Genomic DNA, 26,558 nt, shown 5'->3' on the forward strand with positions numbered 1-26,558 from the left:
AACCGCAAACCTTCTGACTCCGGCGAATCGATGGATGAAAAGAATCGTTTACTCCCCTCTCCCCCGAAGCCTGGCGAGCCTAAGCGAGTCAGGATTCGGGGGAGAGGGGTTGGGGGTGAGGGGGAACAGAGGAGCAGCACCACCAGCGCGGTGTCTCGATACGGTGCGCGGCTTGGGAAATGTACGCAAACAGTCATTCCGTTGCACCCGAGCCCCCTCACCCCCGGCCCCTCTCCCACCACGGCTTCACTCGCTGACGCTCGCGGCGCCGCGGGGGAGAGGGGAGAAAACCCTGCCTTCTACCGCTCCGATCCCTACATAGATTCCGGCGGAGTCAGGCGATTTCAGATTTGCTGACTCCGGCGGATTCTATGCATGGCGTGCGAAGCTCGGGCGCAGCAGCCACGGCAGTGGCGACATGCGGTAGCCCCAGGCGCGAGCCTGGGGTGCCGATACTCACACTCACACCCGATGAGAGTCCCGGAGGGACGGCATGAGTTCGGTGCGATCCTTTATGTCGCCCTTCCAGGGCTTTCGCTTGTATGTATCCCGTTTCCCCAGGCTCGCGTCTGGGGCTACCACAGACAATCGCTCCGCGATTCGAGGACGTTCGTCTCTGTACAAAGATTCCGCCGGAGTCAGGAGATCTGAAATTGCCAAGCGATTAGCGACACCCATCCAAAGTCTGGCGACTTCAGCTACGGTGGGCGACTTCGGCTACCAACCACCAACCACCAACCACCAACCACCAACCACCAACCACCAACCAACAACCAACAACCAACAACCAACACCCCCCTAATCCGCCAGATAATTCAGCGTGTAGTAGCCGACGTTGTGCAGCAGCGGTTGGCCTTGCTCGTTGCGGATGCCGGCCGCTCGCAACTCGTGCACGTGGCCGCGCTGCAATCCGTCGATCGACAGTCGAACGCTGCTGCGATTCTTGGCCACTTTGGCTTCGGTAACCGTTGGCGTCGTGTGATCCACTTCGGGGCTGCCGTATTGTTCGCGGTACAGATAGGTGTAGGTTTCCAGTTCGTAGCTATCGACGCGCCGGGCCGTTTCCGCATCGATCGGCTGGGTGAACGTCAACTCAAACCCGCCCGGGACGGCTCGCATTTCATGGATTTCGAAGGGCCGTTTGCCGGTCCAGTTCAGCCGTTCGATCGCGAACGGTTTCGGTCCCCGAGCTCCCCAGCCTCGGTTGGTTCCGCCCACGAACAGGCTGCCGTCGGGCGTCATCGTCACGCCTACGTTCCCCGAACCAAACCCGGCTCGGAAGGGAAAGCACGCACCTTGGTAATGATCGCCAACACGTTCTAAAAACACTCGCATGATCGTGCTGTGCGTCTGATCGGCGACAAACAACTGGTTTTCAAACGGGCCGAACTTCCCGCCGCTGGTGTCGCAGGCGATGCCCGAGGCGCTCTGCCCCATTTTCTGATAGGGAAAGATTACCGCGGGCGGTTCCAGTTCTTCGATCTTGTCCGCTTCGATCATGATCCGGCTGTCCGACGTCGGCTGGTCGGGTTGCTTACCCATCGCCTCTTCGGCCAACTTGTACCACTCGAATCCGCCGGGATGTCCGACGAACTTGCCCGCACGCAGCGGTTTCAAAGAACACGATCCATTCCACGGTCCCTGGTTGTCGGTATAGAACAGGTCGCCCTCGGCGTTGAAGCCGATGCCGCCGGGAGAACGCACGCCGCTGGTCGTCGGTACCATGTTCCCTTCGGGGGTGATGCGCACGCACCAGCCGCGAAAGGGTACTTTGCTGCTGAACGACCCGGTCAAGCACAACGCTACCCAGCGGTTGCCGTCCCGGTCCGCCTCGGAGCCAAACGCGTACTCGTGGTAGTCGCCGCTGATGCCCCACGAATCGCAGACGGTCTCAAACAGGTCCGCGCGGCCGTCGCCGTCGACATCCTTCAACCGGCTCAGCTCCGGACGCTGGGTGACGTACAGCCAGCCATCGGCATACTCCAGGCTCAGCGGCTCATGCAGGCCGTGGGCATAGCGGTGAAAGCTGCTGGCGGGAACGACGTCGGCCAGCGGATCGTCGATCATCCAGATCTCACCGCGACGAGAGGAAACGGCCAGGCGACCGTCGGGCATCCACTGGAAATCGCCCACTTCCAAAACCACATCGTCGGGGATCTGCAGTTCGGTGATGCGATAGTAGTCCGCTTCGCGGGGTGGCTGCGCCCCTGCGTCCAGAGGCCACACGATGGCCAGCAGGCACACGGCAAGCAGATGCCCCGCGAGGAGGCCTTGCCCACGGGATCCGCGCGCCCCAGACCAGCGGATGGCCGCCGTCGCGGTAGCCGCGGTCGCGGTCGCGGTCGCGGTAGCGGTAGCGGTAGCGGGCGTCGTCCGGGAATATCGAATCAAAGGTTTCATGATCGTTCGTGCACTGGGTAGGCGAAGTGGTGGAAGCGGGCAGGGCAGGGACGGGCAGGGTTACCAGCGAAGGGTCTGACGGATCGTTACGGTGGCGTTGGCCGGTAGGGCGTAGCGCAGTTGTTGGCCGTGGTCGCCGGCGACGATGTGTCCCTGGCCTGCACCTTCGACGCGGACCTTGGCACCGCCTTCGACGCGGTACACGCCCTCGCCCAGGGGCTGGATCGAAGCACCGGATCCGGCCAACAGGTAACGCGTCGCTTGCGGATCGTCGTTGACGATTCGCAGGGTGCGGTCAAAGCCACGTTCATCCGCCGTGCCGGCGATGGGCTGGCAAAAATCTTCGACTTCGTTGCCGTCAAAGCGGTAGCGGAACACGGGCTGGCGAGACTCGTTCAGGCGGTAACCCAGGAACTGGTATCCGCGCTCACGACCTTCGGTTTGCGGCCACGAGGCAGCGGGCGAAGGCAACACGGCCAGTGGCGTGTGGGTATCGATCACGATCGTCGCATCGCCCAGCGGTGCCTGTTGGCCAGGACCGCGGCCTACCCAGTGCTTGCTGGCATCGATGAATTCGTTCTGCCAGATCAACACCACGCCCATGCGGTGGGCGTCCCAGGCCAAATTGACGTCTTCGGGGTAGCCCACGGCGATCCCACGCGGGCTGAGCTGCGTCAGGAAGTTGCGGTAGATGATCGGTGTGTCACGGGGCGTCAGGACGATCGCCCCGGGAACCAGGCCGCGGGGCGGTTTGGGATCTTCCTGGTTCAGGTACGCCCAGATCGCATCGATCTGTAGTCCTGGGTCCCCGTCGTAAACGGTTTCCAGGGCGGACTTGCCATCGACAAAGCTGGCCGGCATCCGCGTGCCCGGCCGGTACCGCTGGGGATCTCGCAGGTAGCGGTGGAACCAATCGCGTCGCAGTCGCTTGGGCCAGTGCAGCGCGTCTAGGGCGCCGATGCCTTCCAGACCGATGCCGCCGAACGTGTGGCATTTGATGCAGGCCAAGCCTTTATCGCCGACCAGTTTTCGGCCCTGCGAGGCGATCAGGGTGGGGGAATGCGGGTTGTTGGGGATCTGAGCCAACGCCTGGCGATCGGTCGCACGCAGGTCCTCGTGCAGACCCCGCAGCGGCTCGTATTGGAAGGCCGGCATACGCGTCTTCATATAGGGTCGTTCCTCGGCGCCGTTTTGTAGGATGTCGGCGAGGTAGGCGTCGTTTAATTTGTCCCCCACTCCGGTCAGGCTGGGCGGCAATCGACCCTCGTTGCCCATCTCGGGCGTCGTGGTTTGAAAGGAAGCGTCTCGGCTGGCTTCGGGGCCGCCCCGCCCATCTCGCTCGTGGCAGGCATAACAATTCAAACCGGCCATGGTTTGCCGGATCCGCTGCTGCGGCGGTGTCGCTTCGCCCACCTTCGCCAGAGCCGCGACGATCGCGTGACGCTGCTGTGGCGAGAGTCGATAATTGGGGACTCCGGCCGGTGGGGTCTCGGCCAAGCATCCTTCCCCGGCGTCGTTCTTCAGGGCCGCCAAAGACGGCGCCCGTCCGGCGGCAGGCTCCAGCGAACCGACGGCGTGACAGGCCACGCAGCCCATCTGCCGAAAGGCCGCCGCGCCGGTTTCGACCAAATTCGGATCCGGCCGAAACGTCGGCTCGATCAGTTGCTGATTCGATTGGCCGTCGGGGTCGCTGGTCACCAACGACGTGATGTCGGCCTCCTTAAAGTCCGGTCCATCGACGCTCAGTCGCAGTTCCTGCTGGCCGGCTTTTTCGAAGTATTCGATCCTCAGCGGATGGACTCCGGCATCGAGTTCCAGCGAGCCCGACCGGCGGGTTGCCGGGTGGATGCCGTCATGTACGACGGCCTCCTGTGAACCCACCAACACCCGGGCACCGTCGTCACTGGCCACATGAAAGGTGTACTGTCCGGCCGTGGCGATCGGCAGATAGGTTTCGAAGACCATACCGAAAGCGTCTTGACGCTCGGCAACGGCGATGTCCAGTTCGTGACTGCGGCCGGTCGCCACGGGTTTCAGCGTTTCGAATTCCGGCAGCTTGTCCCACGAGCCTTCGTAGACGCGGTAAGCAAATTTTTCGCTGCCCGGAACGATCACCACATCCTGCAACAGGTAGGAAGCGATGTCGCGAGCTTCGATGCGGTCGGCTACCAGACGCGGCATGCGCATGCCGGGACGCACCGTGTGGGGGTCCAGCAGGAAATCGGTCAGCGAGTCCAGCGTGTACTTTTGGTCGAGTTGTCCCAGCGGAACCGACGTCGCCAGGTTTCGAGCGTCCTTGTCTTGCGAATCGTGACAGGCCAAGCAACCGATCGTGCGGTACAGCTCGCCCCCGCGTTCGACCGCCGATCGGTCGCCGGGCCGATCGATGGGTTGTTTGCCGGCGGCCAGGAAGCTTGCGATCGCTCTCGCTTGCCGAAGCTTTTCTGCTTGGGAGACGCCGGTCCAGACGTCGGGCATCGTCGTGCCGGGCTTGGTGCCGTGGGGGTCGGCGATCATGGCCAACAGATGATCCGGGCGTACGCGACGACCGACTTCGCTCAGATCGGGGCCTCGCTTGTCGGGGATGGGGAGGTCGCCCTGATGGCAAGCGGTGCAGGACAAGCCGGCCAGTAGGACTTGGCCGCCGTCGGCCGGATCACCAATCCCGCCGGCGAAGAAGCGTTCGAAAGCGGGGATGCGCGGTCGACGTGCCTCGGCTTCGGCGTCCCGCGGCAGCAACCACACGTTGCGAAACCGAACCGGATTGCCGTGGTCCTGCAAGTGCAGCGGACCGTCCTGGGGCGATTCGCCCTGCGGTGCCGCCCGCGTCGCGGCGGGAACCGGAACGTTGGCCTGAACCACGCGTCCGTTCAACCGAACCGTCAGCCGTGCATCACGTGTTTTTTGGCCCGACGCGTCGTACCGAGCCGCCGTAAAGTCGATGTCGTAGGTTTGCCACTGCAGCGGCGGCAGGCACATGTTCAGCGTCGGCGCGTGGACGCCATAGATGCCGCCGGCTTCGTTGTCGGCGCCGCCGGTGCCGAAGGAATCGAGGATTTGTGTTTCGTACCGGCCCTGGTGATAGACGCCGCTGTTGCCACGTCCTTGCCCTTCGGCGGCGGGCATAAAGGGCGTGCGGAACTCCAGGTGCAGGGTGTAATCGCCGAACAACTGCCGGGTCGTTGCGCCCTGCTGCAGCCAACCCTGCTCGCTCAGCTTGGCGCCGGGATTCCAATTGGATTGCACGCTTTGGGAACTGCCATCGAACAGCACGATCGCTGCCGGCGGGGGCGCCGCGCCCAGCGTCGGACTCTGGCGTTCGACGCGTTCCAGTTCCATCGATTCGACCAGGTCCGCTACCACGTCGGCGTCGCCATCGAAACGTCGGGGCGAGACGCCATCCCAGCCCGCTCCTGGCAGTCCGCCCTCGTAGACCACGATTTCGAACTCGCCCGCCCCACGGGCAACGACCTGCAGCGCTTGCTGGCCACCGGCGTACTCACCCTGGATCGCAAAGTCCGGATCCGCCGCGGCCGCTTGCGGGGTGTCGAACGTTTGAGCGTGCGCCACGGGCACGACCAGAGCCGGGCAGGCCAGTCCCAACACCAAACCGAGAAAGGGCGAAAACCGAGCCAGCGTGTTCAGCGTGGGACGCGGCAAGGACTCGGTGGCGCGGGCCGGGGCGGAAAGCCCCGGGTAGGCATCGGCAGAGTCGGGCGGGAAGGACATCAACGAACCAATCGACAGCAAGGTAGGAAAACGCGAAAAGAAAAGCAGACGTAGGGCGGGACGAAGGAACCTGAAAGAGAACTGGAACCCGAAAGAGGAACGCTTCGAGGCCGCGATTATATCGTCTACGAGGGGGGGGCCGCTGGGGCATCGCGGCGGATCGCGTGCAGGGTGCTCGGCCGGTGGACCCTGCCGGCGACCCTGCCGGCGACTTGCCGGCGACTTGCCGGCGACTTGCCTGCGGGTGCTCCAGCCCTGATAATCGACGGGCACGTTCGGCTCATCCATCCAATTCGCAAGCGCAGGTTCATGGCAGACGCGGCACCTCTCGATACAACCATCAAAGTGGTGACGCCGGAGAACATTGCGTTCGAGTACCAGTTGGCCGGACCCTTTCGTCGCCTGCCAGCCTATGTGTTGGATGTGTTTGTGTATTCGGCCGCGTTGGCTGTGGTGGTGATGGTGGGGCTGTATCTGGGCTTCCTGACCGGATCGGTGTTGGCGCTGTCGGTATACGGTTTTTTGGGTTTGCTGGTGTGGTTCGTGCTGGGGTGGTTTTACGGTGCCCTGTGCGAGACGTACTTCAACGGCCGCACGATCGGCAAGTGGATCTGCGGACTGCGGGTAATCAGCGTCGACGGTCGGCCCCTGTCGGGCATGCAGGCCACGATCCGCAATCTGCTCCGCGTGGCCGATCTGGCCCCGCCGGCGGCCCTGGGCCAATTCGACAGCGAGATCGCTCCGGTCATGGCCGTTCCCACGGCGCTGATCGGATTGTTGTCGGTGATCCTGACGCCGCGGATGCAGCGACTGGGCGATCTGGCCGCCGGGACGATGGTGGTTGTGGACGAGAAGAGCTGGCGGTTGCCGGTGGCCAAAGTCGATGACCTGCGCGTCGCGGCCCTGGCCACGTATGTGCCGGGCGACTATCGCGTCACCCCCACGATGGCTCGAACCCTGGCCGCCTATGCCGAACGTCGCGCTTACCTGACACCGGCTCGGCGCCGCGAGGTCGCACGCCACTTGACCGACCCCTTGGTCGATCGTTTCGAATTTCGACCCGACATCGATCCGGACTTGCTGATGTACGCTTTGTACTATCAAACCTTCCTGGCCGCCGACAACGCCGCACCGCCGGACCTGGGAGCCTTGGCCGCGTTCAGCCCGCTGCGCAAAGATATGGATCGTCCGGTTGCCGAACCCCCGGCCGCGGCCCCGCCGGTGGCTCAGGCGACTCCGATGGCGTCCGCCGCAAACCCCGAACACTCGGCCGCGAGCCCCGAACAACTGGCCGCCCGGCCGGAACAAGGAGACGTGCGGTGAACGTAGCGACATTGGTCGAAAAACGACGGGCGCAGTGGGCCGAGCTGGAGATGTTGTGCGACGGAACCGGTTCGCCCGAAGCGACGGCCAGGTTTGCGGCGCTGTATCGCGCGGCCTGTGCGGATTTGGCCCTGGCCAGCGCCTATCAGTTACCGCCCGGTACGGTCACCTACCTGCACCGATTGGTGGGCCGGGCCCACAGCCGTTTGTACCGCAGCCACCGGTTTGATCCGATGACGTGGTTCGATGTGATTTTTGTCACAGCACCGCGACAGATTTTCGCCGACCCCTGTGTGCGGATCGCCACGCTGTTATTTTTTGCCTTGTTCTCGTTGTCGGCCTATCTGGCTTACAACGAAACGGCGTTTCCGGACTATGCCCAGGATATCGTCGGCACGGCAGCGCTGGAGCAGATGGAAGCGAGTTTTGAACCGGGGCTGAACGGCAACCTCAGCCATTACATCGGAATGGCGGGTTTCTACATCAAGCACAATACCAGTATCGGTTTGCAGTGCTTTGCCTATGGGATCCTGTTGATCCCCTGCGTATTCATCTTGTGTTACAACGCGGTCGCGTTGGGCGCGAGTTTCGGCTACATGATTCGCGAAGACACGCCGGGCGGGGAAACGTTTTTGGAATTTGTCACGGCCCACGGCCCGTTCGAGTTGACGGCGATCGCGCTGTCGGCCGGCGCCGGACTGCGGCTGGGGATGGGCTTGTTTCGAACCGAGGGACGGACTCGGATCGCATCGTTGAAAGCCAATGCGGTGCAGGCGGTCCCGATCATGGTCGCCGCGGCGATCCTGTTCTTTCTGGCCGCCTTTACCGAAGGGTTTATCTCGCCCAGCCCGTTGTACTATCCGTTCAAGGCCGGTTGGGCGATCCTGTCCTCGGGGTTGTTGATGTTTTATTTCGTCGTGCTGGGTTTTCCCCGGCAGGAGCCGAGTTGACGCGATGCAGCTGGACCGAACCCATGTCAAAGTGCGCGCTCGCTCGCTGGCAGAAATCGGCGATCTGTCGCTGCTGTTGGTGCGCCGTTACTTTGGGGCCTTGGCGATCGGATTCACGCTGGGCGTGCTGCCCTGGGCGATTTTAAATTTTCTGTTGATCGGGTTCATTCCCATCGAAGAGACCCGCGATGGCATCATCGACGAACAAACCTACTACGAACGCGCCCGCTATGTTTGGCTGATGGCCGCGCTCGTGTTTCTGCAGGCGCCCATCGCCGGGATGTTCACCACCTATTACATCGGACAAGCGGTGTTTGAGGAGCGGCCGCCGTGGCGGATGGTCGGCAGGGCCTGTTGGCAATCCGTCGTACCGCTGCTGTGGGTGTTGGGCGTCGTGCGTGGGCCGCTGGTGGCGATGGTCATATTGGCGACCAACTGGGGCGGTGTCTTTGCGCCCGGCCGAGAGGTGTTCTGGTTGACGGTGATCGTGTTGTGGGCCGCGACGATCCGCAGCCTGCGGCCTTTTATGCCGGAGATTCTGTTGTTGGAACGGTGCCCGGTGCTGGCACGCCACGCCGACAGGACCGGAGGCATCTCCGCCTCGCGTCGCAGCGGTCTGCTGCACGGCCCGATCAGCGGCGATCTGATGGGACGTTACCTGATGACCGCGGCGATTATCGGAGCGTTGGCGTTGGCCTTTTTCTACGGCATCATGGCCGTCCGCGGATTCCTGACGACGCAGTGGAACTGGACCATTCAGTTCGGATCCTTTCGCTTTGCCGACGTGCAACTGCTGTGGATCCCGCTGGCGCTGTGGATCGCGGCGGGGTTGGCAACCTTCATGCGATTTCTGGGCTATCTGGACGCCCGGATTCGGCTGGAGGGCTGGGAGGTGGAGCTGGCCGTGCGGGCCGAAGCCTTGCGGCAGTTCGGCACCGAGGCCTCGCCAATCCTCTCGCCGCCACAGACGGAGGCCGCCAGATGACGACATATGAGAGGCTCACCTCCCCCTCGCTCTGGTCTCGTACCGAGTCCTGGCATCGCGTGCGGCCGATCGTGATGTTCGGGCTGGCCGTTCTAGTGCTGCCGGCGGTCCTGCTGCCGTCGGCCGCCGCGGCCGCCGATCCGGTTGAACAAGAATTGGTGGAAACCATTGCCGGTACGCCTTGGTACGACAGCGACGGCCAACAGCTGCGGCCCGTTACGGTGCGGGAACGACTGGACGACGCCAGCAACCGGGACAGCCGCTGGTTGCCCAAACCAAAACGCGTCCGTCAGTCGAACCAAGGATTGTTCAGTCGCTTGCGCAACCTGTTTGCCAGTATGCAGTTTGGCAATCTATTTGGCTGGACCATGATGATCATCCTGGCCGTGGCCCTGATCGCCATGCTGATTTATTTCTTCAGCAAGAGCGAGCTGGAGGTCGACCTCACCTCCCAACACAAAGGTTCGCGGACCCGCCAGCGCGAGCAAGAAGAGCTGACCGAGCGGATGGAACAGTTACCGGTCGAAGTGCGACAGGGAGCGACCGATATGCGCGGCGAAGCCCAGCGGTTGATGAGCGCCGGGGACTATGACCGAGCCATCATTTTTCTGTTCGGTCATCAACTGCTGCAGCTCGATCGTTGCCAGATGTTACGGTTGGCTCGCGGCAAGACCAATCGCCAGTACGTTCGCGAAGTCCGTTCGCATGGCGAAGCGGGACGGATGCTGCAGCAGACCGTCGACAGTTTCGAAGCGTCCTACTTTGGCCGCCACGGCGTGACGGTCGAGCGGTTCAAATACCTGTGGCAAGAGAACGAAAAACTGGAAAAGCTGCTCCGCCAACAGCACGAGGTCGCCGCGTGAACGATGCACTCGTACTCCGACGTGACGGCTTGCTCACGGCGCTGCTGGCGATGCTGTTGTTGTGCGCGGCCGTGGGCTGCGGCCGCAGCGGTTCACTGCAAACCAGCTACGGCGATTCGCATGGCCGCACCGGTCGCAACAGCATCAATGGCTTCGGGGCCCTGCGCGAAGGGTACCACGCAGCCGATTGGGATTCGCGAACCATTCATCGCCTGGGCGACCGGATGCTGCGCTTGGACGCGATTTTCTGGACGCCGGTCGAAGCCAGTTCGATTTATGCCAGCGAAACACAGTGGTTCGAAGACTGGCTGCGCGGCGGCGACAAGACGCTGATCTATGTGGTGTACGACGGAGGCAGCGAAGCCGATTACTGGCGCAACGCCGCCCGGTTCGCGCCACCGGAACAACGGTTCGAGTACCGCCGCCGAATCGCCCGTGCCCAGTTCGCACGAGATCAGTACCGCCACGCCCGCAATGGCATTCACAATCATGGCTGGTTCCGCACCGAATTGCTTGCGGCCCCCAAGCCGCTGGAGAACCCGGCCGGGCCGTGGATGCCGCCGACCACAACGGCGGACCCCAGTCCGGTGTCGGCAGCGGCCGCACAGGCGGCGCAAGCGACGCCCGCCGTGATGTCTCGGTTGCCGCAGGGACATGCACAGGTCTTGTACCGCGTCAAAAGAAAACAGGACGATTCCGATCAGGAAACGCCCCAGGCGACCAAACCCAACGTGTTTCGCATCGCCCCGGCGGCGCAGACGTCTGACCAGGAGGAGGATTGGCAGGCCGAGTCCCGCGTCCGCTTGCAGGCAATGCTTGTCAGCGATGGACGGGTCCCGCTGGTGACGCGGATCAGCTCGCCGGCCTGGAACCGTTCGCAGGTCTTCGTCGTCTCGGCCAGTGGCCTGGTCAATAATTACGGATTGTCCACGCCCTGGGGACGGCACACCGCAGCCAAGTTAATTGCGGCCAGCGGTTCAGCGGGAGAAATCGGATTCCTGGTTTCCGACCAGCATGGGGTGCGAATTACCGACGGCGAAGCAGACAAGAACCGCAAAACCGGCATGGAACTGTTGACCGTCTGGCCGCTCAGTTTGGTGACCATGCACCTGGCCCTGCTGGGATTGATCGTGTGTCTGATTATCTCGCCGATCTTCGGTCGACCGCGTCGCGAGGTACAGCCCAGCCAGAGCGATTTCGCCGACCATATCGACGCGATCGCGGCGATGTTGAAACGACAGGACAGCGACCGGTACGCTCGCAGACGCATCAGCGAATACCTGCGCCGGGTCCGCGGCGAAACCACCGGGCCCTGGGTGCAGCGTGAACCCGATCCAAACGCGGCGGCGGAATCGGTTTCGCGAATTGAGCCACCGACCGGCGCCCGCGGTGACGGTGAAGCCCGAACCAGCGATCCCTCCAACAAACCCGCCGAATCATCCGATCACCCCGCCCCGCGGGGTCCCAACAGGAGAGCACCTTGACGCACGAACTGTATCGACAAACCACCCCGACCAGCGACAGTTTTGCGAACCTCCGCGAGCTGTACCAGGAGATTACCACCGAGATCCGCAAGCTGTACGTCGGGCAGGACGAACTGTTACTGGGAACCCTGACGGCGCTGTTCAGCGGTGGGCACGTCTTGATCGAGAGCGTTCCTGGGCTGGGCAAGACGCTGTTCGTGCGCACCCTCGGACGGGTCCTGGGATGTCAGTTTGGACGTGTCCAGTTCACCGCCGACTTGATGCCCTCGGATATCACCGGGGCGCCGGTGTACGACATGAAGGAGTCGGAGTTTCGCTTTCGTCCGGGACCGATTTTCACGCAGCTGTTGTTGGCCGATGAGATCAACCGTTCGCCGGCCAAGACGCACGCGGCCCTATTGGAAGTGATGCAGGAGTACCGTGTCACGGTCGATGGGATCAGCCACCATGTGCCGCGTCCCTTCCTGGTGATGGCGACGCAAAACCCGTTGGAAAGCGAAGGGACGTACAACCTGCCCGAGGCGCAGCTGGACCGCTTCATGTTCAAGCTGCACGTCGATTACCCCTCGGCCGACGAAGAGATGGACGTGCTGCGAATGCATTCCCAGCAGATCGATTTGAACGACCGTCTTCGCGATGAAGTCAAAACGGTTACGAATCCCGAAACCCTGATGGCGGCGATCGGCCAGTGCGGAGGCGTCCGGATCGAAGACGGGCTGACCGATTACATCAACAAGATCGTGCGGATGACGCGCCAGTGGACCTCGTTCCACATCGGTGCCTCGCCGCGAGCCGGGATCGCGCTGATGCAAGCGGCTCGCACCCTGGCCGCGTTCTCGGGCCGCGACTTCGCGACCCCCGACGACGTGGTCGAGATCGCTCTGCCGACCCTGCGGCACCGGGTGCAGTTGACGGCCGAAGCCGAAGTCGAAGGCCGCAACGTCGACGAAGAACTGCGGATGCTGATCCGGGGCGTGGAGGTACCGCGGGACTAAAACCGGCTGAACAACACGTCTCGAGCGGTTGTGAGAGCCGTTTGGCGTTTCCGGGACTCGCCGGAATTAAAACCCGAAGTCGCCGTAGCCGCGGTCGTGGAAACGGACGAACATGGCGATCAGTTCGACTTGCGATTTCAGGCCCAGTGTTTTCAGCGCGGATTTGCGGCGGTTGTCCACCGTCTTTTCGGTGATCCGCATCCGCGTGGCGATGTCCTTCAGCTTCTCGCCGCGAGCCAGTCCCGTCAGCACGCCCTGGTCGCGTTCGCTGAGTTCCTGGAAACATCCCCACTGCTGCCGCAACCGAGCCGCGGGGTCTTCTCCCGTGGGGTCGACGATTTCGACAATCCGCGTCATCCCAAAGATCGCGATCCGCGGATCGCCGCATTCGGCCAGCGATCGTTTCATCGTTCGCAGCACGACCGCGCGGTGACGCGCATCGTAGCTGTGGTGTTGAAATTCAATCGCCTCGCATCCGGCCACGACCATCTCGTCGGACATCCGGGCCAAGGGGTCGTAGGTGATGTCGACCGGCGCCAACTTGACCGTGCGGTCGAGCGAACCGGCGAACAGGTACAGAAAGGACGAATTGGCCCATTCCAACCGGCCGTCTCGGCTGGTCAGATAGATCGCATCGGGCATCGGCTCCAGAATGTCTTCCAGTGGGTTGCCGTTGCGGATGGCCTCAGCCACCACCGCATAGATGGCGTTGCCTTCCGCCATAAACAGGCTGACCTCGCCCGTCATCGTCGAGTTGGTCGTTAACAAGCTGATCATCTCATCCCGGTGTGTCGCATGCTGTATCGCTCGTCGATGACCACTCCCGCATGAGGGCCGTTTCGCGAGCTGGGACGATTGTACAGGCAGTGATCGCGATTTGGGAGTTGTGAGGGGCCCGAGGGGCATTGCTCGAGCCCCTCACGCGACTCCCGGACCTTCTGGAGCAAGAAGGTCGGCACCCCCCTTTGGTTCGGGGCAGTGGGGGGTGCACAGTTACTACTTCGTCGGGTGAGCGACGAAACGTGAAGTATTTGTTCGGATTTCATCGCTATCGATTAGTTTCAAACACGCGGGAATCGCCGGAAAGACGGCATCGAGACATTGGGCGATCGCGCGTGGTTGGCCGGGAAGATTCACGACCAGCGTCCGCCCCCGGAGGCCCGCGGTCTGCCGAGAAAGGATCGCGGTGGGAACGTACTGCAAAGAAACACGCCGCATTTGTTCCCCAAAGCCGGGCAGCATCTTGTCGCATACCGCCTCGGTCGCCTCCGGGGTGACATCTCGCGGCGTGGGGCCGGTTCCGCCGGTCGTGATCACCAAACCGCATCCTTCCTCGTCGACCAGCGTGACCAGCGTCTCGACCAGCGTCTCCAAGCGGTCTTCGACGCAGCGCGAGACCGTTTGATACGGACTGACGACAACTTCGGCCAAGTAATCGACGATCGCCGGTCCGCTTCGATCTTCGTACTGGCCGCGCGTGGCACGGTCCGAGGCGGTCAGGATTCCGATCTTCAATGGTTTCACCTCTAGCGACCTGTTGGGGACATCATCGGTTCGGTCAAGCACCTAACCCCGGGGTGATCAATCGACCAAAGACTGCTTGGCCGCCTCGGCAAGGTTTCCGTCCAGACCGACGGTGAACCGACGATCGTCGACCTCCAGCTCCACAAACCGCTGCGTGACGTCGACGACCTTGCCGCTCAACTCGCCGATTTCGAAATCGTCACCGGCCTGCAGTTCCAGTTTCTCGCCGCGCGTGCGTACCGTCACCCACGCTTTCCAGCTGCCGCGGCTGTAGATCAGCGCCGTCACAAAAGCCTGCGTAGCGTCGTCGAAGGCCGTCTGCATCGGCTCCTCCGTTGCCGGCGGCTCCACGACGCTGATCGTCAGTTCCTGTTCGACGATGCGCGCCGGGCGGCCGGAATCGCGAGCTTCGACCAACAAGGTAAGATCGCCCAGCTCGTCGCGGCGGACCCGAATCTCGCCGCTGGCCTCGTCCATCCCGACGCCGTCGGGCACGTCGCCGATCAAACGCAGCGATACCTCGTCGCCGTCCGGATCTTCAAAGTTCGGCTTGAAGCGAAAATCCGCGTCGACGACCGCTTCGACCGTCGCTTCGCCGCTATATCGCGGCGGCTGGTTGGGCGGAGCGTAGTAGTTGCGATTGACGATCGTCGCAACGTATTTCTCTACGTCGTCGTCGATCAACGGTGAGGGACGCTCGGGCGGCGGTTGTTTCTCGGCCGCGTCGTTCATTGCCAACACCTGGATGCTCATCGACAAATTCAACAGCGACGAGCCGCGGTTCGGTTTGATGCCCAGCGTCGTGATGCGATGCAGGTAGTCGGTGCGATGAAACGCGTGCAGCAGCCACACGATCTCTTCCATGTCTCCACTGGCCGACACGCGGTAATTGTAGACGCGGTACAGGTCGCCGCTGGCGGTGCTGTTCAGGCTGCGGACATCGGTGCCGCTGACGCCCGAAGCGTCCATCAGTGTGTACAGCCATTCCATGTAGGCATTGACCGCCGCGTCGGCGTTGGCCGGTAGCGAGCGTTCGATAAAGCCGCTCATCCGGTCGGCCGCCGCCAAGCCGGCCAACTGCATGCTCTGGGCCGTCTGCAGCTCCGACTCCAAACGGCTGATCTCCAGATCACGCTGGGAGCGGGCGTCGCGAAATCGGTTCAGAGCCCACTGCATGCCGATCAGTACCAGCACGCCGCCCACGGCAATCGCCAGGATTCGTTCTCGCTGAGTCACTGGGAATCCTCCTGCGGTTCAGCCGAATCGGCAACCGATGCCGCAGTGTCCGGCTCGGGCGAAGTGTCCGGCTCGGGCGAAGTGTCCGGCTCGGGCGAAGTATCTGACTCAGCCGAAGCGTCCGGCTCGGGTGAAGTGTCCGGCTCGGGCGAAGTGTCCGGCTCGGGCGAAGTATCTGACTCAGCCGAAGCGTCCGGCTCGGGTGAAGTGTCCGGCTCGGGCGAAGTGTCTGACTCAGGCGAAGTGTCCTCCTCCACCGCAGTGTCTGGCTCCGGCGAAGTGTCCTCCTCCACCGCAGTGTCCGGCTCGGAGGCAGTGTCCGGCTCGGAGGCGTCTTGTTCGGCAAGATAACGTTTGGCGTCGCGCATTTCACGTACGACTTCCGGTTCGATCACGATCCTCAAGTCCTGAAAGACCCACGGGTAAGGATCCTCGGTCGACTCCTGATTAATGCCCGCTCCGATGACGCGATGTTGATCATCCTGCAGGCGATCGAGCATGGTATCCAGGACGCGGGGTTGGGTCACCCGTCCGGCGAGGGTCAGTTCGGCGCCGCGTCGCTGCGGTAGATTGGCACTGACGCTGGTCAGGATCAGATCTTTAGCGGGCGGAATCGCTTCGGCGACGCGAGCCAGTTCTTCCAGCCAGATGACGTTGCCATCGAGGAAGGTATCGACGCGTTCGGTGCGTCCGATCTCGACTTCGGCTGCTGCAACGATGGGTTTCAACGCGGCCAGTTCGCTGCTGAGTTGTTCGATGCGTTGATCGCGGGAGTTCAGTGAGGACCAAGCGGTCCAGCCCAGCAGGAGCGCGGCGGCGGCAGCGGCCCCGCCGTAGAGAATCAATCTTCCTCGTTGGCTTTGCGCCTCGGGCCGCTTGCGGGGATTGAGGAAATCGATCAACAGCGGACTGCCCGACGCGTCCACGTCCAGCAGGCCGATCAGGGGGGCAAAGCGACCGACGTGGCTGCCGCCGGATTGGCTGATCGCATCGTCGGTGGAGACCAGCGACAGCGGATCGACCGTTTCCACGCTCAATCCGATCCGTTCGGACAACTGCTGGATGTCCTGGAGGTGATCCTCACGGCGACCCCAGATAACGATTCGGCGGCTGCCCGTCTCCACGTTTCCGGCGTTGGAAGCCATGACGCTGCGGCGGACTTCGCCGGCCAAAGCCGCGGGACGGCCCGCTGGGTTGCGGGGCAACCGGACCGAACGCACGAAAACGGGTTTGCCGTCTCGGAGGACCACGATGTCCGCGTCGTCGGCCAGCAGGTCGACCAGCACCACGTCGCCGTCGGTGTCGCGATGTTTCACGTACAGGGCGGCCGCGGCCAGGGGCCGCAGCACCATCCGCTCCGGAGCCGGCGCATCGGCCGCCCGGACCTTGGCGATCTCGGTGATTTGTTCCGGTGCGATGGCCGCCGCCACAACTTCCACACCCTGATCGTTCTGTCGAACGCGGGCAAAGTCGATGATTGCCTTTTCGCCGGCGGCGGCAAAGTCGCGGACCGCTTGAAAGCGGATCATGTCCGGTAGTTCTTCGTCGGGAACCGGCGGCAGCTGCAATTGCCGCAGCTCCGCTTTGCCTCGGCCGATCGTCACCAACGCCGGCAGTTTGCCGTACTGACGCTCTTCCAAGGCGGCCCGAACCACGGCTTCCACGCCTTGCGATTCCCCCTCGGCAATCGGCACCACCGCCATGTCCGTGATCGTTACGCCCGAGGTCGACGTGCGACCGACCACCAGTCTCAGCTCGGTCGCGTCCCAGTCGAGGGCTATCTTCTTTGGCATCGTTCGTAGCAGGTAAAGGAGACAGAATCACCGCCCCGCGCCGGCGGAGCTTCCCTTCATGATAGTCCAACCCGCCGCGGGCGTTGGGGCTGCGTCAAAAGGCGGCAGCCAGCTCCGCTGGGGGGGGGGCGGCGAGCGGACCGCCCGCGGTTAAAGAAAATGAGAATCGTTCTCATTAGGTTCTTGTCCGGCGGAATCGTTTTGACAATACTACTTGTGTCAATTCGTTTTGCTTGCAGTCTGGAAATGGAAATGGTTTCAGAGTTCGAGACGATTCTTTCGATTCTTCCCGGTCAATCCGACGACGTACGGACGGTCGTTGCGATGCGCCATGGCGACGACGGCGCGACGATTGAGCTTCGCCAGGAATCGTTCAGCCAAGCCGTCGGGTGGTTCATGCAGAGTCGGATCGAGTTGACCGGCGACCAGGTGGGCGGTCTGCGGCAGACCTTGGGTCTGGTGCCCTCCCGCTCGGCCCGCCCTTCGGCAGTCGCCGCCTCCGAAAACTCGCTTCCGGCCACCTTGGCCTTCCCCGGCATGCAGCGCGCCGCCACCGCGTAGGGCATTGTCCGAAGTCGCCAGACTTTGGATCGCGCCGCCCTCCGCGTCTTCGCCACCCCAGCAAACTCTGGCGAGTTCAGCTACGGCTTGCCGGACGTCATTTTTCTAAACAAAGCCAAATCCGTTTGGCTGGCTGGATCGTCTTTAGGGGTATGGTACGCCTATGAACGATCCGCCCACCGCGAATGCTTCCTGCGAAGCCCGGGGCGCCGGCAGCGCCGGCAGCCCCGGCGACACCTGCTCGGCCCAGCGGCTGGAGCAGTTGTTTCGCAGTGCCCACGGCGAACTGTTGGGCACGCTGTACTACCTCGTGGGAAACCTCGAGGACGCGCACGACGCGCTGCAGGAAAGCTTTCTGAAGTGTTGGCGACACCGCCACGAGGTGCCGGAGGTCGGCAACCTGAAAGCGTGGGTGTTTCGGATCGCTCTGAACACGGGGCGTGATGTCCGCAAAACCGCCTGGAATCGGCGCCGCCGATCGCTGATCGCCGATCCGGCCTCCCATCCGGAAACCGCCATGGGATCGATCCACCAAACCGACGCAGCGCAGCGTCCCGACGCCCAGCTGATCCGCGACGAGGAGTTATGCCGAGTGCGGGAGGCGGTCGCTCATCTTCGCCGCGAGGAGCAGGAGGTGTTCCTGCTTCGCCAAAACGGCGGGTTGAGCTATGCCGAGATCGCTGATGCCATGTCCCTTCCGCTGGGCACCGTCAAGACGCGAATGCGTGCCGCCATCGGTCATCTTCGCTGTGCCGTGGGGGAATCGTCATGAACGAAATGAAACAATTGCTGTTGGAGCTGCACTACGGCTTGCTCGAGGATGCCGAAGCCGAGGCTCTGCGAGAACGCATCGAGCGGGATCCCGAAGTCGCGCGACTATGGGCCGAGACGCTGCAGGTGGCCGATCGCTTTGCCAGCGCCGCTCGCTTGGTCGGCACCGGTCAAACCGACGATACCTCGAACCTGGACCGGTTGTTCGCCGACGTCAAAGCCTCGCCGCCGCCGCCCGAGCGTGCACCGTCCTCGCCGGTTCCACTCCGGCGGCGGTCGCTGGTCCGCCACTGGCGCAGCTTTGCCCTGGCCGCCTCGTTGCTGACGATCATCTGTGGGATCCGTCTGATCGGCGCGTTGCCCGAGCGGCCCGCCGCGGCGATGCTGCTCCGCGCCGAACCGTTGACCGGCCAGAGTGACGGGCCGCAAAGCGACGCCACAGCGAGCGGCGGTGCGTCCAACGCGTTTCGCATCGCCACGCTCGCGACCGATCGCCAGACCGCTGCGTCGCTGGCCGATGCGCCGTCCTCGATGGCTGCGGGCATGCCGTTGACCCCCGCCTCGCTGACTTTTTCCATTTTCGCCAAAGGGGCTCTTGTCTATCAGGAGCGTGCCACGACGCCGGGCGAAACCGCGTTTCGCGTGCCCGAAGATTTGATCGTTCCCGAGGGAGCTCATCTGGAGGTGCGTGCGGCGGCCGGCGAGACCACCCCGGCGCTAGTCCATTTGCCTCTACAGCCGACGCGGTGCTTGACCTATTTAAACACCGATCGTCCCGTCTACCGGCCGGGCGAAACGATCTACTTTCGGTCCCTTACGTTGAACCGCAAAACGTTCTTCGGCGAGTACACCCTGCCGGTGCGTTACCGGTTGCTCGATCCGGCGGAGACCGCCGTACCGGGCACGACCATCGAAGGCGTTACCGAGCGAGGCGTCGGTAACGGGGCGGTGACGCTGCCCGAAGACATCGCCGGGGGGACGTACACCCTGGTCGCTTCCAGCCTGGACGGCGTCTTTCCCGAAGAACGCACAACGATTGAAATCCGTCAGTACCGATTGCCGCGATTCAAACACGAGCTCCGGTTCCACCAACGCAGCTACGGCCCGGACGAACCTGTTCGGTGTGACGCCCGGCTGTGGCGGGTCGAAGGCGAACCGCTCGCAGGTGCAAGCGTGGAAGCGACCGCGGTCGTCGACGGAGAGGTGATCCATCGTGGGCGGCTGCGGACCGATTCGCAGGGCCACTGCCAATGGCGGTTCTCCCTGCCCCCGTTCATCGACGTCGGTCGTGGTTACGTTTCAATCGTCGTCGACGATGGCGGCGCTCGCGAGACCTTTTCCAAAACGCTGCCGATTCAAACCGGTCGCGTTCAATTCGATTTCTATCCCGAGGGCGGATTCCTGGTCGAAGGGCTTCGCAACCGGGTGTATTTTTCCGTCCGCAGCAGCCAAGGCGAACCGATGCACGTCGAGGGTGAAGTCATGACGCGAGGCGGCCGCCGGGTCGCTCGATTGCAGACCACAGCCGACGGCATGGGGCGGTTCGCCTTTGTTCCCGAGCCGGGACAACGCTACGTCGTCCGGTTGGATAAACCGCTGGATGTCACTACGTCGGCCATGTTGCCGCCGGTCGTTGCGGACCGCCCCGTGCTGGACACCGGACCGGGGGTGTTCGCTGCCGACGCGCCCCTGGATTTCGTACTCCGCAGCACCGCGGAAATGGCTGTCCGCATCGAAGCGGTTTGCCGCGGCGTCGTGGTGGGCCGCGCCGAGACGCATTTGCGTTCCGGCACGAACCGTGTGCGGTTGCCCGTGGGCGAGGGCGCCGAGGGCGTGATCCGCTTGACGATCTTCGATGCCGCTGCGGGGCGTCCGGTCGCCGAACGCTTGGTCTACCGCCGCAGCGACGGGCGGCTGAAGGTGCGCGTGTTGGAATCCGCTGCGCTCCAGCAGCAAACGCCGGGCACGCCGCTGCGGGTCACGCTGCAGGTGACCGATCAACAGGACCAGCCCGTGGCGGCCGTGTTGGGCGTTGCGGTGGTCGATCAAGCCGCTCTGTCGCTGCGGGCCAAGCCGCGGGCATCGATGACCACGCATTTTTTGCTGACCAGTGAAATTGAGCGGCCCGAGGACCTGGAACACGCGAACTTCTACTTGAACGATTCCCCCCAAACGGCCGCTGCGCTGGATCTTTTGTTGGGCACTCAAGGCTGGCGCCGGTTCGTACAGCGCCAGAGCGTCGATGCCGAGTCGCTGGATCAAATGGTCCAGCGTCTGCTCGAACTGGACGGGCCGCCGCCAGCGGCGATCACGCCGGTATCCAACGGCCGCGAGTTGGCGGCCCAGTGGACGCAGTACCGCACCGATCTGGATCGCGCCTGGACACACTTCCTGGACGAGCTCCGTTGGTTGTTGCTGCCGCTGTTCCTGTTGTGGGCCCTGGCCGGATGGTTGCGAGCTCGCTGGAGTACGGTCGCGGCGGCCAGTCTTTTGGTCGCGGTACTTGGCACGGTGGGCGTGGTCGGTTGCGGGGCTCCCGAGAGCGCGTCGACGGCTGTGATGAGCCAGGCGGATGAGGAGTCGGGGTCCGAGCCGCCGAAGGCCACCCAAGGCGGCGCTGGGGAGGTCCTGGAACCGATCGACCGTCCAACAGCCGACGACGCGGAACAGGCTCCGCCAGAACACTCGGCCGCAACGCAGCCGCGGAGCCGCCGTGTGGAGGATCCGTCCGCAACCTTGACCACCGGGCCGGCCGATGGGGCCGCAGCCGAACTTTCGCAGCAGCCCGCGATGACGGCCGAGGACCTGCGGCGATTGCTGGCCGCGCGAGGCATCGACGCAGAGGGCCTGGCCGAGCGGTTGTTTGAAGAGCTGCGTTTTCCGGTCCGCCAGTACGCCCACCGCCATCGCCCAGGAACCGTGCGAGCGGATTTTGCCGAAACGCTGTACTGGCACCCCATGCTCTCCACCGACTCCCAAGGCCGAGCCACGATCCGGTTCGACCTGTCCGACGCCGCGACCGCGTTTCGTATCCATGCCGATGCCCACAGCAGTGACGGCCGGATCGGCAGCGGCGAGGCGGACGTGGTCACGCGGTTGCCGCTGCAGATCGAACCCAAGCTGCCGTTGGCGGTCACCGCGGGCGACCGCATCGAGCTGCCGCTGGCGATCAGTAACCATGTCGATCGCGATTTGAATGCCGCCTTGTCGGTGAGGACCGGACCGGGACTGAGCGTCGATGCCGGAGAAGCCACTCGAGCTCTGTCGCTGCAGGCCGGCCAGCGACAGCGATGGTTTGTTCCGATCGAGGTGGACGAAGCGGCGCAGAACGCGGAGGTGCCGATCACGGTGGCGCTGCAATCGCAGGCATCCGCGGAAGGTCCGGCGCTGGCCGATACGGTCCGCCGCAGCGTGCGAGTGATCAGCGACGGTTATCCTCGCCGGCGTTCGATCAATGTAATGCTCCAGCAGCCGCAGACCGTTCGTTTGGGCGTTCCGCCGGAAACCATTGAAGGGTCGGTGCAGATCACCCTCCGCGGCTACCCTTCGCCGCTGGCGGATTTGATGGCGGGGGTCGAAAGTGTGCTGGCCGAACCCCACGGATGCTTTGAACAAGCCTCCGCGGCCAACTATCCCAACGCCCTGGCGCTGCAGTACCTGGCCCAGCCCGGCGTTGCGAATCCGGAGGTCGCCCAGCGAGCCAGCGGGATGCTCCAACGCGGCTACCAGCGGTTGACCCAGTTCGAGTGCCAACAACAAGGATACGAATGGTTCGGTGCCGATCCGGGCCACGAAGCTTTGTCGGCATTCGGATTGATGCAGTTCTGGGACATGCGTCAAGTCATGCCGGTGGATCCGGCGATGATCCAGCGGACGCGGCAATGGTTGCTGGATCGGCGCGACGGCAAAGGCGGTTGGCACCGCAATCCCCGGCACCTGCACCAGTGGTCGGTCCGGCAAGACGTTGTGAATGCCTACATCCTGTGGGCGTTGAGCGAAGCCGACCGCGACAAGCCCCGGCAGCGTCCCTTGGCCGATGAGCTGAGTGACGAACTGGACCGTTTGCAGGCGGTTGCTCGGGACAGCGAGGACGCGTATCTGCTGGCCCTGTCGGCCGCCACCTTGGCCAATGTCCAGCGAACCAGCGCCGCCCAGCAGATCGCCACCGATCTGCTGGCTCAGCAATCCTCCGACGGAAGTTTGCGTGGCCGAAGCTCGGTCACGCAAAGCGGCGGCAAGTCGTTGCGAGTCGAAACCACCGCCCTGGCCGCCCTGGCATGGACCAAGCTGGACGGTTTCGAAACGCCGTGTCGCCGAGCCGTCGAGTGGCTGGTCCAGAATCGTGAGGGCCGGGGTGGATTTGGCAGCACGCAAGCGACCGTCCTGGCCCTGAAAGCGTTGTTGGCTTACGGCCAGCAAGCAGACACTGGCGGCGGGACCCTGTATGTCCGCGCCGGCGATGTCACGCTCGCCGAAGCGGCGCTTCCGGACGAGGCAGGGCAGGGCGGTATGATCGAGATCGCCGGACTGGCCAAACGACTTCAAGATCACGGGCTGGATCCCAGCACGGTGGAATTGACAATCGGCACCGATCAAGCTCTGCGGTTGCCCTGCACGATCGACGTCGCCTACCACTCGCCAACGCCCGGCACCGCGGAGGACGCCGCGGTCCGCCTGGACGTCCAGATGGAAGCTTCGCAAGACGTCCCGCCCGGAGGCGTGGTGGCCATCGATGTCCAGCTGGAAAACGTCACGTCCGAGGGCCAACCGATGACGGTGGCCGCGGTGGGATTGCCCGGCGGCGTCGAACCGCGCGTGGAAGAATTAAACGAGCTGCGCGAAGCCGGCGTGATCGACTTCTTCGAACTCCGCCCGCGCGAAGTCGTCTTTTACTGGCGCAATCTACCGCCCGAGGACGTCAAAGAGTTCCGCTTCCACGTCACCGCCGAGATCCCCGGCCGCTACACCGGCCCCGCCTCGCGAGCCTACCTGTACTACACCGCCGAAAAGGTCCACTGGACGCCGCCCCTGACGGTCACAATCGCCCGTGAACAACCGTAGCTGAACTCGCCCCCGTAGCTGAACTCGCCCGACTTTGGTTGTTGGTCAAGCGGCCACGGCAGTGGCGACATGCGGTAGCCCCAGACGCGAGCCTGGGGTACCGCTGCTAGCAAATCGTGTTTGCGGATTATCCGGATTCTTCGGGAAAACCCGCAAGACCCCTCTACTTTTACACGATATAGAAAACCATCGGCGCGAGCTTTTGGCTTGTTCCGCCTGCAGACGTGTCGACCCTAAGCAAGGATGTCGGATGACGACCTCAACACGAACATTATTGACCCGTACCATTTTGGGATTGATGGCCGCCGTCACCACCGTGACCAGTGCCGGCTGTATCGGCTTGTCGCAAGGCCCCAGCTTGGGCATTTTCAGCATTCCGATTCCGGTCAGCCCCTATTACCAGCAAAAAGCCGAAGACGAACAGCGTTGGTACGAGCGGTACGAGCGTGTGCCGATCCTGGGACCGACGACCGCCGGCGGCGATCCCGTCGCCCTGGACCCGCCGACCGACGACGAAGTCATGCGAGCGTTTGAACGGGCGAACCCGGTCGGTGGCGGCATCCCGCTGTTGTACGAGCGTCAGCGGAACAACGTGCGGATCATCAAGGAAAAGATCGCCGACTACGTCGATCCGCCCCGCTTCTATCCGCTGATCGGCCCGGCGCAGCTGCACCACGCACACTACAAGTGCACGATTTACTACAGCCAACGCGACATCGTGGGCTACCCCGTCCCCCACTCGCTGGATGACGAGGAAGCGGTCGAAACGATCTATATCGACCACAACCACTTCCACATGGTGGGCGACGTCGAACCCTACCAGACGCCCACCCTGTAGCGGTCGGCGGCCTCCGGCAGGACCCACCACAGGTCTGACACGACCGATACTGCACCACAAATTCGCCAAGGGACTCCCGGCCACCGCCGCGAGTCCCTTGTTTCGTTGCCCTTAGCAAGGTTTCGTTGCGCCTGCCAAGGTCACCGCCGCGGCGGCGAACACCCTCTGGGCCGCTCGCAGATCGGAGTATCGCGAGCAGGGGGGAACCGCTAAACTTTGACCCTCTGGCCTCGCTTCTTTTACCGGCAAACCATGGCAAAGAATTCCCCTTCCGGCACGCGTGCGGCGAACCGCAAAACCGACGCTGACTCGACTTCCCCCGTCCAACGGCCGGCCGCCCTGGCCGGGTACCGCGAGACGGTTGAATCGATCTGCGTGGCGATCATCCTGGCGCTGCTGTTTCGCAGTTTTGTGGCCGAAGCGTTTATTATTCCCACCGGTTCGATGGCACCGACGCTGATGGGGGCTCACAAGGACCTGTCCTGCGAAGAGTGCGATTACAACTTTCGCGTCGGTGCTAGCGTCGAGAACAAGGGTTCCTCCACAAGGGTGGTCGCCGGACGCTGTCCGAATTGCCGCAAACGCAACGTGCTGCGACTGGCAGACGAAGCCAATCACGCCACCTTCAACGGTGACCGGATCTTGGTCAGCAAGTTCGCCTACGCGATCCAGGACCCCCAGCGCTGGGACGTGATCGTTTTCAAGTATCCCGGCAACCCCAAGCAAAACTACATCAAACGCTTGGTCGGACTGCCCAACGAAACGCTTCGCATCTGGCATGGCGACGTGTACACGCGCACCAGCGAGGATGAGCCATTTCGAATCATGCGGAAGCCCGATCGCAAGGTGATGCCGCTGGCGCATCTTGTCTACAACAGTTCCTACCTGGCCGAGGACCTGCTGGCTGCGAATTATCCGAGTCGTTTGCAGCCCTGGGATCGCGGAGCGGAAGTGCCGCCGGAGGATTCGTGGCAAATCCAGCGGGACGCCCTGGGACTGACCGCGACGGTTACCGCTGGGGATACGCCGCGGTGGCTGCGTTATTTCCATAACCTGCCCAGCGACGAGCAGCGACGGCTGATCGCCGAGGGCGTCTCGATGCAGTCGGTGGATCCCTACCGCAGCGAAGCGATCACCGACTTCTACGCCTACGATTCTTACGTCCCCCAGCCGCTCATCAACAACCAGCATTCGCCTTGGGAATCCAGCGGACTTCACTGGGTAGGCGATCTGACGTTTGAGACCGCCCTGCAGACTTCGGCCGATGCCAGCGAAGCGATTTTAGAGATCGTCGAAGCCGGGATCCGCTATCGTTGCACGATCGATCTGGCCAGCGGTCAAGCGACTCTGGCGATCCTGGGTGAGCAAGCCGAAGCGTTCGAAAGCGGCGCGGAAACGTTGACGGCCGCCACGGAGATCCGAGCCGGCCAGGCGCGGCAGATTCGTTTTTCCAACGTCGACAGCCAGTTGCGTCTGTGGGTCGATGATGATGTGATCGCCTTTGAACAGCCGGCGTACTACGATCCCAGCTCGTTTCAGGCCGCGCACAACGATCGCCCGCATTACACCAAGGACCATCCGCTGGACGCAGCTCCGGTGGGCGTCGCGGTCCGCGGCGGGGAAGCCGTTTTGCGAGATTTTCGGCTGTATCGCGATCAGTACTACATCGCTGCGAAATCCAACCAGAAAATGCATGACTACCCCTGGGGCGTCGAGGCCTCGGCCATCATGGGGCTGTTGGACGAGCCTTCGCAGTGGGACGAAGCCGCGCTTTGGGAGCGGCGACGGGCGATCGCCTTTGAACTGGGCGAGGACCAATTCTTTCCAATGGGCGACAACAGCCCGGAGAGCAAGGACGCCCGCAGCTGGGGGAACGATCGATTGCCGCCGGTGCCCGACGAAGACGCTTACAAATTTGCACGCTACCATCACGTCCCGCGGGACCTGTTGGTTGGCAAAGCGCTGTTGGTGTTTTGGCCTCACCATTGGAATCGACCGATTCCCTTCACGCCGAATTTCAAACGCATGAAACTGATTCGATAACC

Annotated in this window: 17 protein-coding genes; 11 read left to right on the forward strand and 6 right to left on the reverse strand. The window is 63.3% G+C overall.

From position 1 onward, the window contains the following. Nucleotides 1-798: 798 nt before the first annotated feature. The gene (locus tag GE027_RS16845) at nt 799-2,400 is read right to left on the reverse strand and encodes a DUF7133 domain-containing protein (protein WP_153558386.1); all 1,602 of its coding nucleotides are present in this window, start codon (nt 2,398-2,400) and stop codon (nt 799-801) included. 60 nt (nt 2,401-2,460) lie between these two features. Next, entirely contained in the window at nt 2,461-6,129 is a 3,669-nt protein-coding gene (locus tag GE027_RS16850) for a family 16 glycoside hydrolase (protein ID WP_153558387.1), read from the reverse strand. Nucleotides 6,130-6,438: 309 nt separating this feature from the next. Here GE027_RS16850 and GE027_RS16855 point away from each other — a divergent pair, with 309 nt between their 5' ends. From GE027_RS16855 to GE027_RS16880, 6 genes are read left to right on the forward strand one after another with little or no spacing between them, the layout of a single operon-like run. After that, nucleotides 6,439-7,452, forward strand: a complete 1,014-nt coding sequence (locus GE027_RS16855; protein ID WP_153558388.1) for an RDD family protein — start codon at nt 6,439-6,441, stop codon at nt 7,450-7,452. Beyond that, nucleotides 7,449-8,402, forward strand: coding sequence for a stage II sporulation protein M (locus GE027_RS16860; RefSeq protein WP_153558389.1), 954 nt, complete (start codon nt 7,449-7,451; stop codon nt 8,400-8,402). Before GE027_RS16855 ends, GE027_RS16860 begins: the two co-directional genes overlap by 4 nt. A gap of 4 nt (nt 8,403-8,406) precedes the next feature. Continuing rightward, the gene (locus GE027_RS16865) at nt 8,407-9,387 is read left to right on the forward strand and encodes a hypothetical protein (RefSeq protein WP_153558390.1); all 981 of its coding nucleotides are present in this window, start codon (nt 8,407-8,409) and stop codon (nt 9,385-9,387) included. Next, nucleotides 9,384-10,250, forward strand: a complete 867-nt coding sequence (locus tag GE027_RS16870) for a DUF4129 domain-containing protein (protein ID WP_153558391.1) — start codon at nt 9,384-9,386, stop codon at nt 10,248-10,250. Before GE027_RS16865 ends, GE027_RS16870 begins: the two co-directional genes overlap by 4 nt. Beyond that, a complete protein-coding gene (locus GE027_RS16875; RefSeq protein ID WP_153558392.1) occupies nt 10,247-11,734 on the forward strand; it encodes a hypothetical protein in 1,488 nt (495 codons plus the stop codon). Before GE027_RS16870 ends, GE027_RS16875 begins: the two co-directional genes overlap by 4 nt. After that, a complete protein-coding gene (locus tag GE027_RS16880) occupies nt 11,731-12,729 on the forward strand; it encodes an AAA family ATPase (protein ID WP_153558393.1) in 999 nt (332 codons plus the stop codon). Before GE027_RS16875 ends, GE027_RS16880 begins: the two co-directional genes overlap by 4 nt. Nucleotides 12,730-12,795: 66 nt before the next feature. On the opposite strand, the gene GE027_RS16885 is transcribed toward GE027_RS16880, so the two are convergent. From GE027_RS16885 to GE027_RS16900, 4 genes are all read right to left on the reverse strand, one after another. Further along, nucleotides 12,796-13,497 carry a PAS and helix-turn-helix domain-containing protein gene (locus GE027_RS16885; RefSeq protein ID WP_162006775.1) on the reverse strand — a complete coding sequence of 234 codons (702 nt, stop codon included), beginning with the start codon at nt 13,495-13,497 and terminating at the stop codon, nt 12,796-12,798. Between the two features lie 228 nt (nt 13,498-13,725). Beyond that, a complete protein-coding gene (mog, locus tag GE027_RS16890; RefSeq protein ID WP_153558395.1) occupies nt 13,726-14,253 on the reverse strand; it encodes a molybdopterin adenylyltransferase in 528 nt (175 codons plus the stop codon). Between the two features lie 57 nt (nt 14,254-14,310). After that, complete coding sequence (locus GE027_RS16895) at nt 14,311-15,489, reverse strand: cadherin repeat domain-containing protein (protein ID WP_153558396.1); 1,179 nt, start codon at nt 15,487-15,489, stop codon at nt 14,311-14,313. Beyond that, on the reverse strand, nt 15,486-17,282 hold the full coding sequence (locus GE027_RS16900) for a hypothetical protein (RefSeq protein ID WP_153558397.1): 1,797 nt from the start codon (nt 17,280-17,282) through the stop codon (nt 15,486-15,488). The genes GE027_RS16895 and GE027_RS16900 overlap by 4 nt, the downstream gene beginning before the upstream one ends. A gap of 252 nt (nt 17,283-17,534) precedes the next feature. Between GE027_RS16900 and GE027_RS16905 the strand changes: the two genes are divergently transcribed. The 5 genes from GE027_RS16905 to lepB all read left to right on the forward strand — a co-directional run bounded on the left by GE027_RS16905 (nt 17,535) and on the right by lepB (nt 26,556). Beyond that, nucleotides 17,535-17,843, forward strand: a complete 309-nt coding sequence (locus GE027_RS16905) for a hypothetical protein (RefSeq protein WP_162006776.1) — start codon at nt 17,535-17,537, stop codon at nt 17,841-17,843. 163 nt (nt 17,844-18,006) lie between these two features. After that, on the forward strand, nt 18,007-18,615 hold the full coding sequence (locus GE027_RS16910; RefSeq protein ID WP_153558399.1) for an RNA polymerase sigma factor: 609 nt from the start codon (nt 18,007-18,009) through the stop codon (nt 18,613-18,615). Further along, nucleotides 18,612-23,675 (forward strand): MG2 domain-containing protein, encoded by a 5,064-nt coding sequence (locus GE027_RS16915; RefSeq protein ID WP_153558400.1) that lies wholly within the window; start codon nt 18,612-18,614, stop codon nt 23,673-23,675. The genes GE027_RS16910 and GE027_RS16915 overlap by 4 nt, the downstream gene beginning before the upstream one ends. Nucleotides 23,676-23,925: 250 nt before the next feature. After that, the gene (locus GE027_RS16920) at nt 23,926-24,513 is read left to right on the forward strand and encodes a hypothetical protein (RefSeq protein WP_153558401.1); all 588 of its coding nucleotides are present in this window, start codon (nt 23,926-23,928) and stop codon (nt 24,511-24,513) included. A 252-nt stretch (nt 24,514-24,765) separates the two neighbouring features. Beyond that, complete coding sequence (gene lepB, locus GE027_RS16925; RefSeq protein ID WP_153558402.1) at nt 24,766-26,556, forward strand: signal peptidase I; 1,791 nt, start codon at nt 24,766-24,768, stop codon at nt 26,554-26,556. Nucleotides 26,557-26,558 lie beyond the last annotated feature (2 nt).

It is taken from the genome of Roseimaritima sediminicola, assembly GCF_009618275.1.
GTDB classification, from domain to species: Bacteria; Planctomycetota; Planctomycetia; order Pirellulales; family Pirellulaceae; genus Roseimaritima; species Roseimaritima sediminicola.

Excerpts from the sequence above, each read along its gene's own strand:
- GE027_RS16900 (WP_153558397.1), bottom strand. The coding sequence starts at position 17,282 with ATGCCAAAGAAGATAGCCCTCGACTGGGACGCGACCGAGCTGAGACTG.
- GE027_RS16855 (WP_153558388.1), top strand. The coding sequence starts at position 6,439 with ATGGCAGACGCGGCACCTCTCGATACAACCATCAAAGTGGTGACGCCG.
- GE027_RS16865 (WP_153558390.1), top strand. The coding sequence starts at position 8,407 with ATGCAGCTGGACCGAACCCATGTCAAAGTGCGCGCTCGCTCGCTGGCA.
- GE027_RS16905 (WP_162006776.1), top strand. The coding sequence starts at position 17,535 with ATGGTTTCAGAGTTCGAGACGATTCTTTCGATTCTTCCCGGTCAATCC.
- GE027_RS16920 (WP_153558401.1), top strand. The coding sequence starts at position 23,926 with ATGACGACCTCAACACGAACATTATTGACCCGTACCATTTTGGGATTG.
- GE027_RS16845 (WP_153558386.1), bottom strand. The coding sequence starts at position 2,400 with ATGAAACCTTTGATTCGATATTCCCGGACGACGCCCGCTACCGCTACC.
- GE027_RS16870 (WP_153558391.1), top strand. The coding sequence starts at position 9,384 with ATGACGACATATGAGAGGCTCACCTCCCCCTCGCTCTGGTCTCGTACC.
- GE027_RS16915 (WP_153558400.1), top strand. The coding sequence starts at position 18,612 with ATGAACGAAATGAAACAATTGCTGTTGGAGCTGCACTACGGCTTGCTC.
- lepB (WP_153558402.1), top strand. The coding sequence starts at position 24,766 with ATGGCAAAGAATTCCCCTTCCGGCACGCGTGCGGCGAACCGCAAAACC.
- GE027_RS16910 (WP_153558399.1), top strand. The coding sequence starts at position 18,007 with ATGAACGATCCGCCCACCGCGAATGCTTCCTGCGAAGCCCGGGGCGCC.
- GE027_RS16850 (WP_153558387.1), bottom strand. The coding sequence starts at position 6,129 with ATGTCCTTCCCGCCCGACTCTGCCGATGCCTACCCGGGGCTTTCCGCC.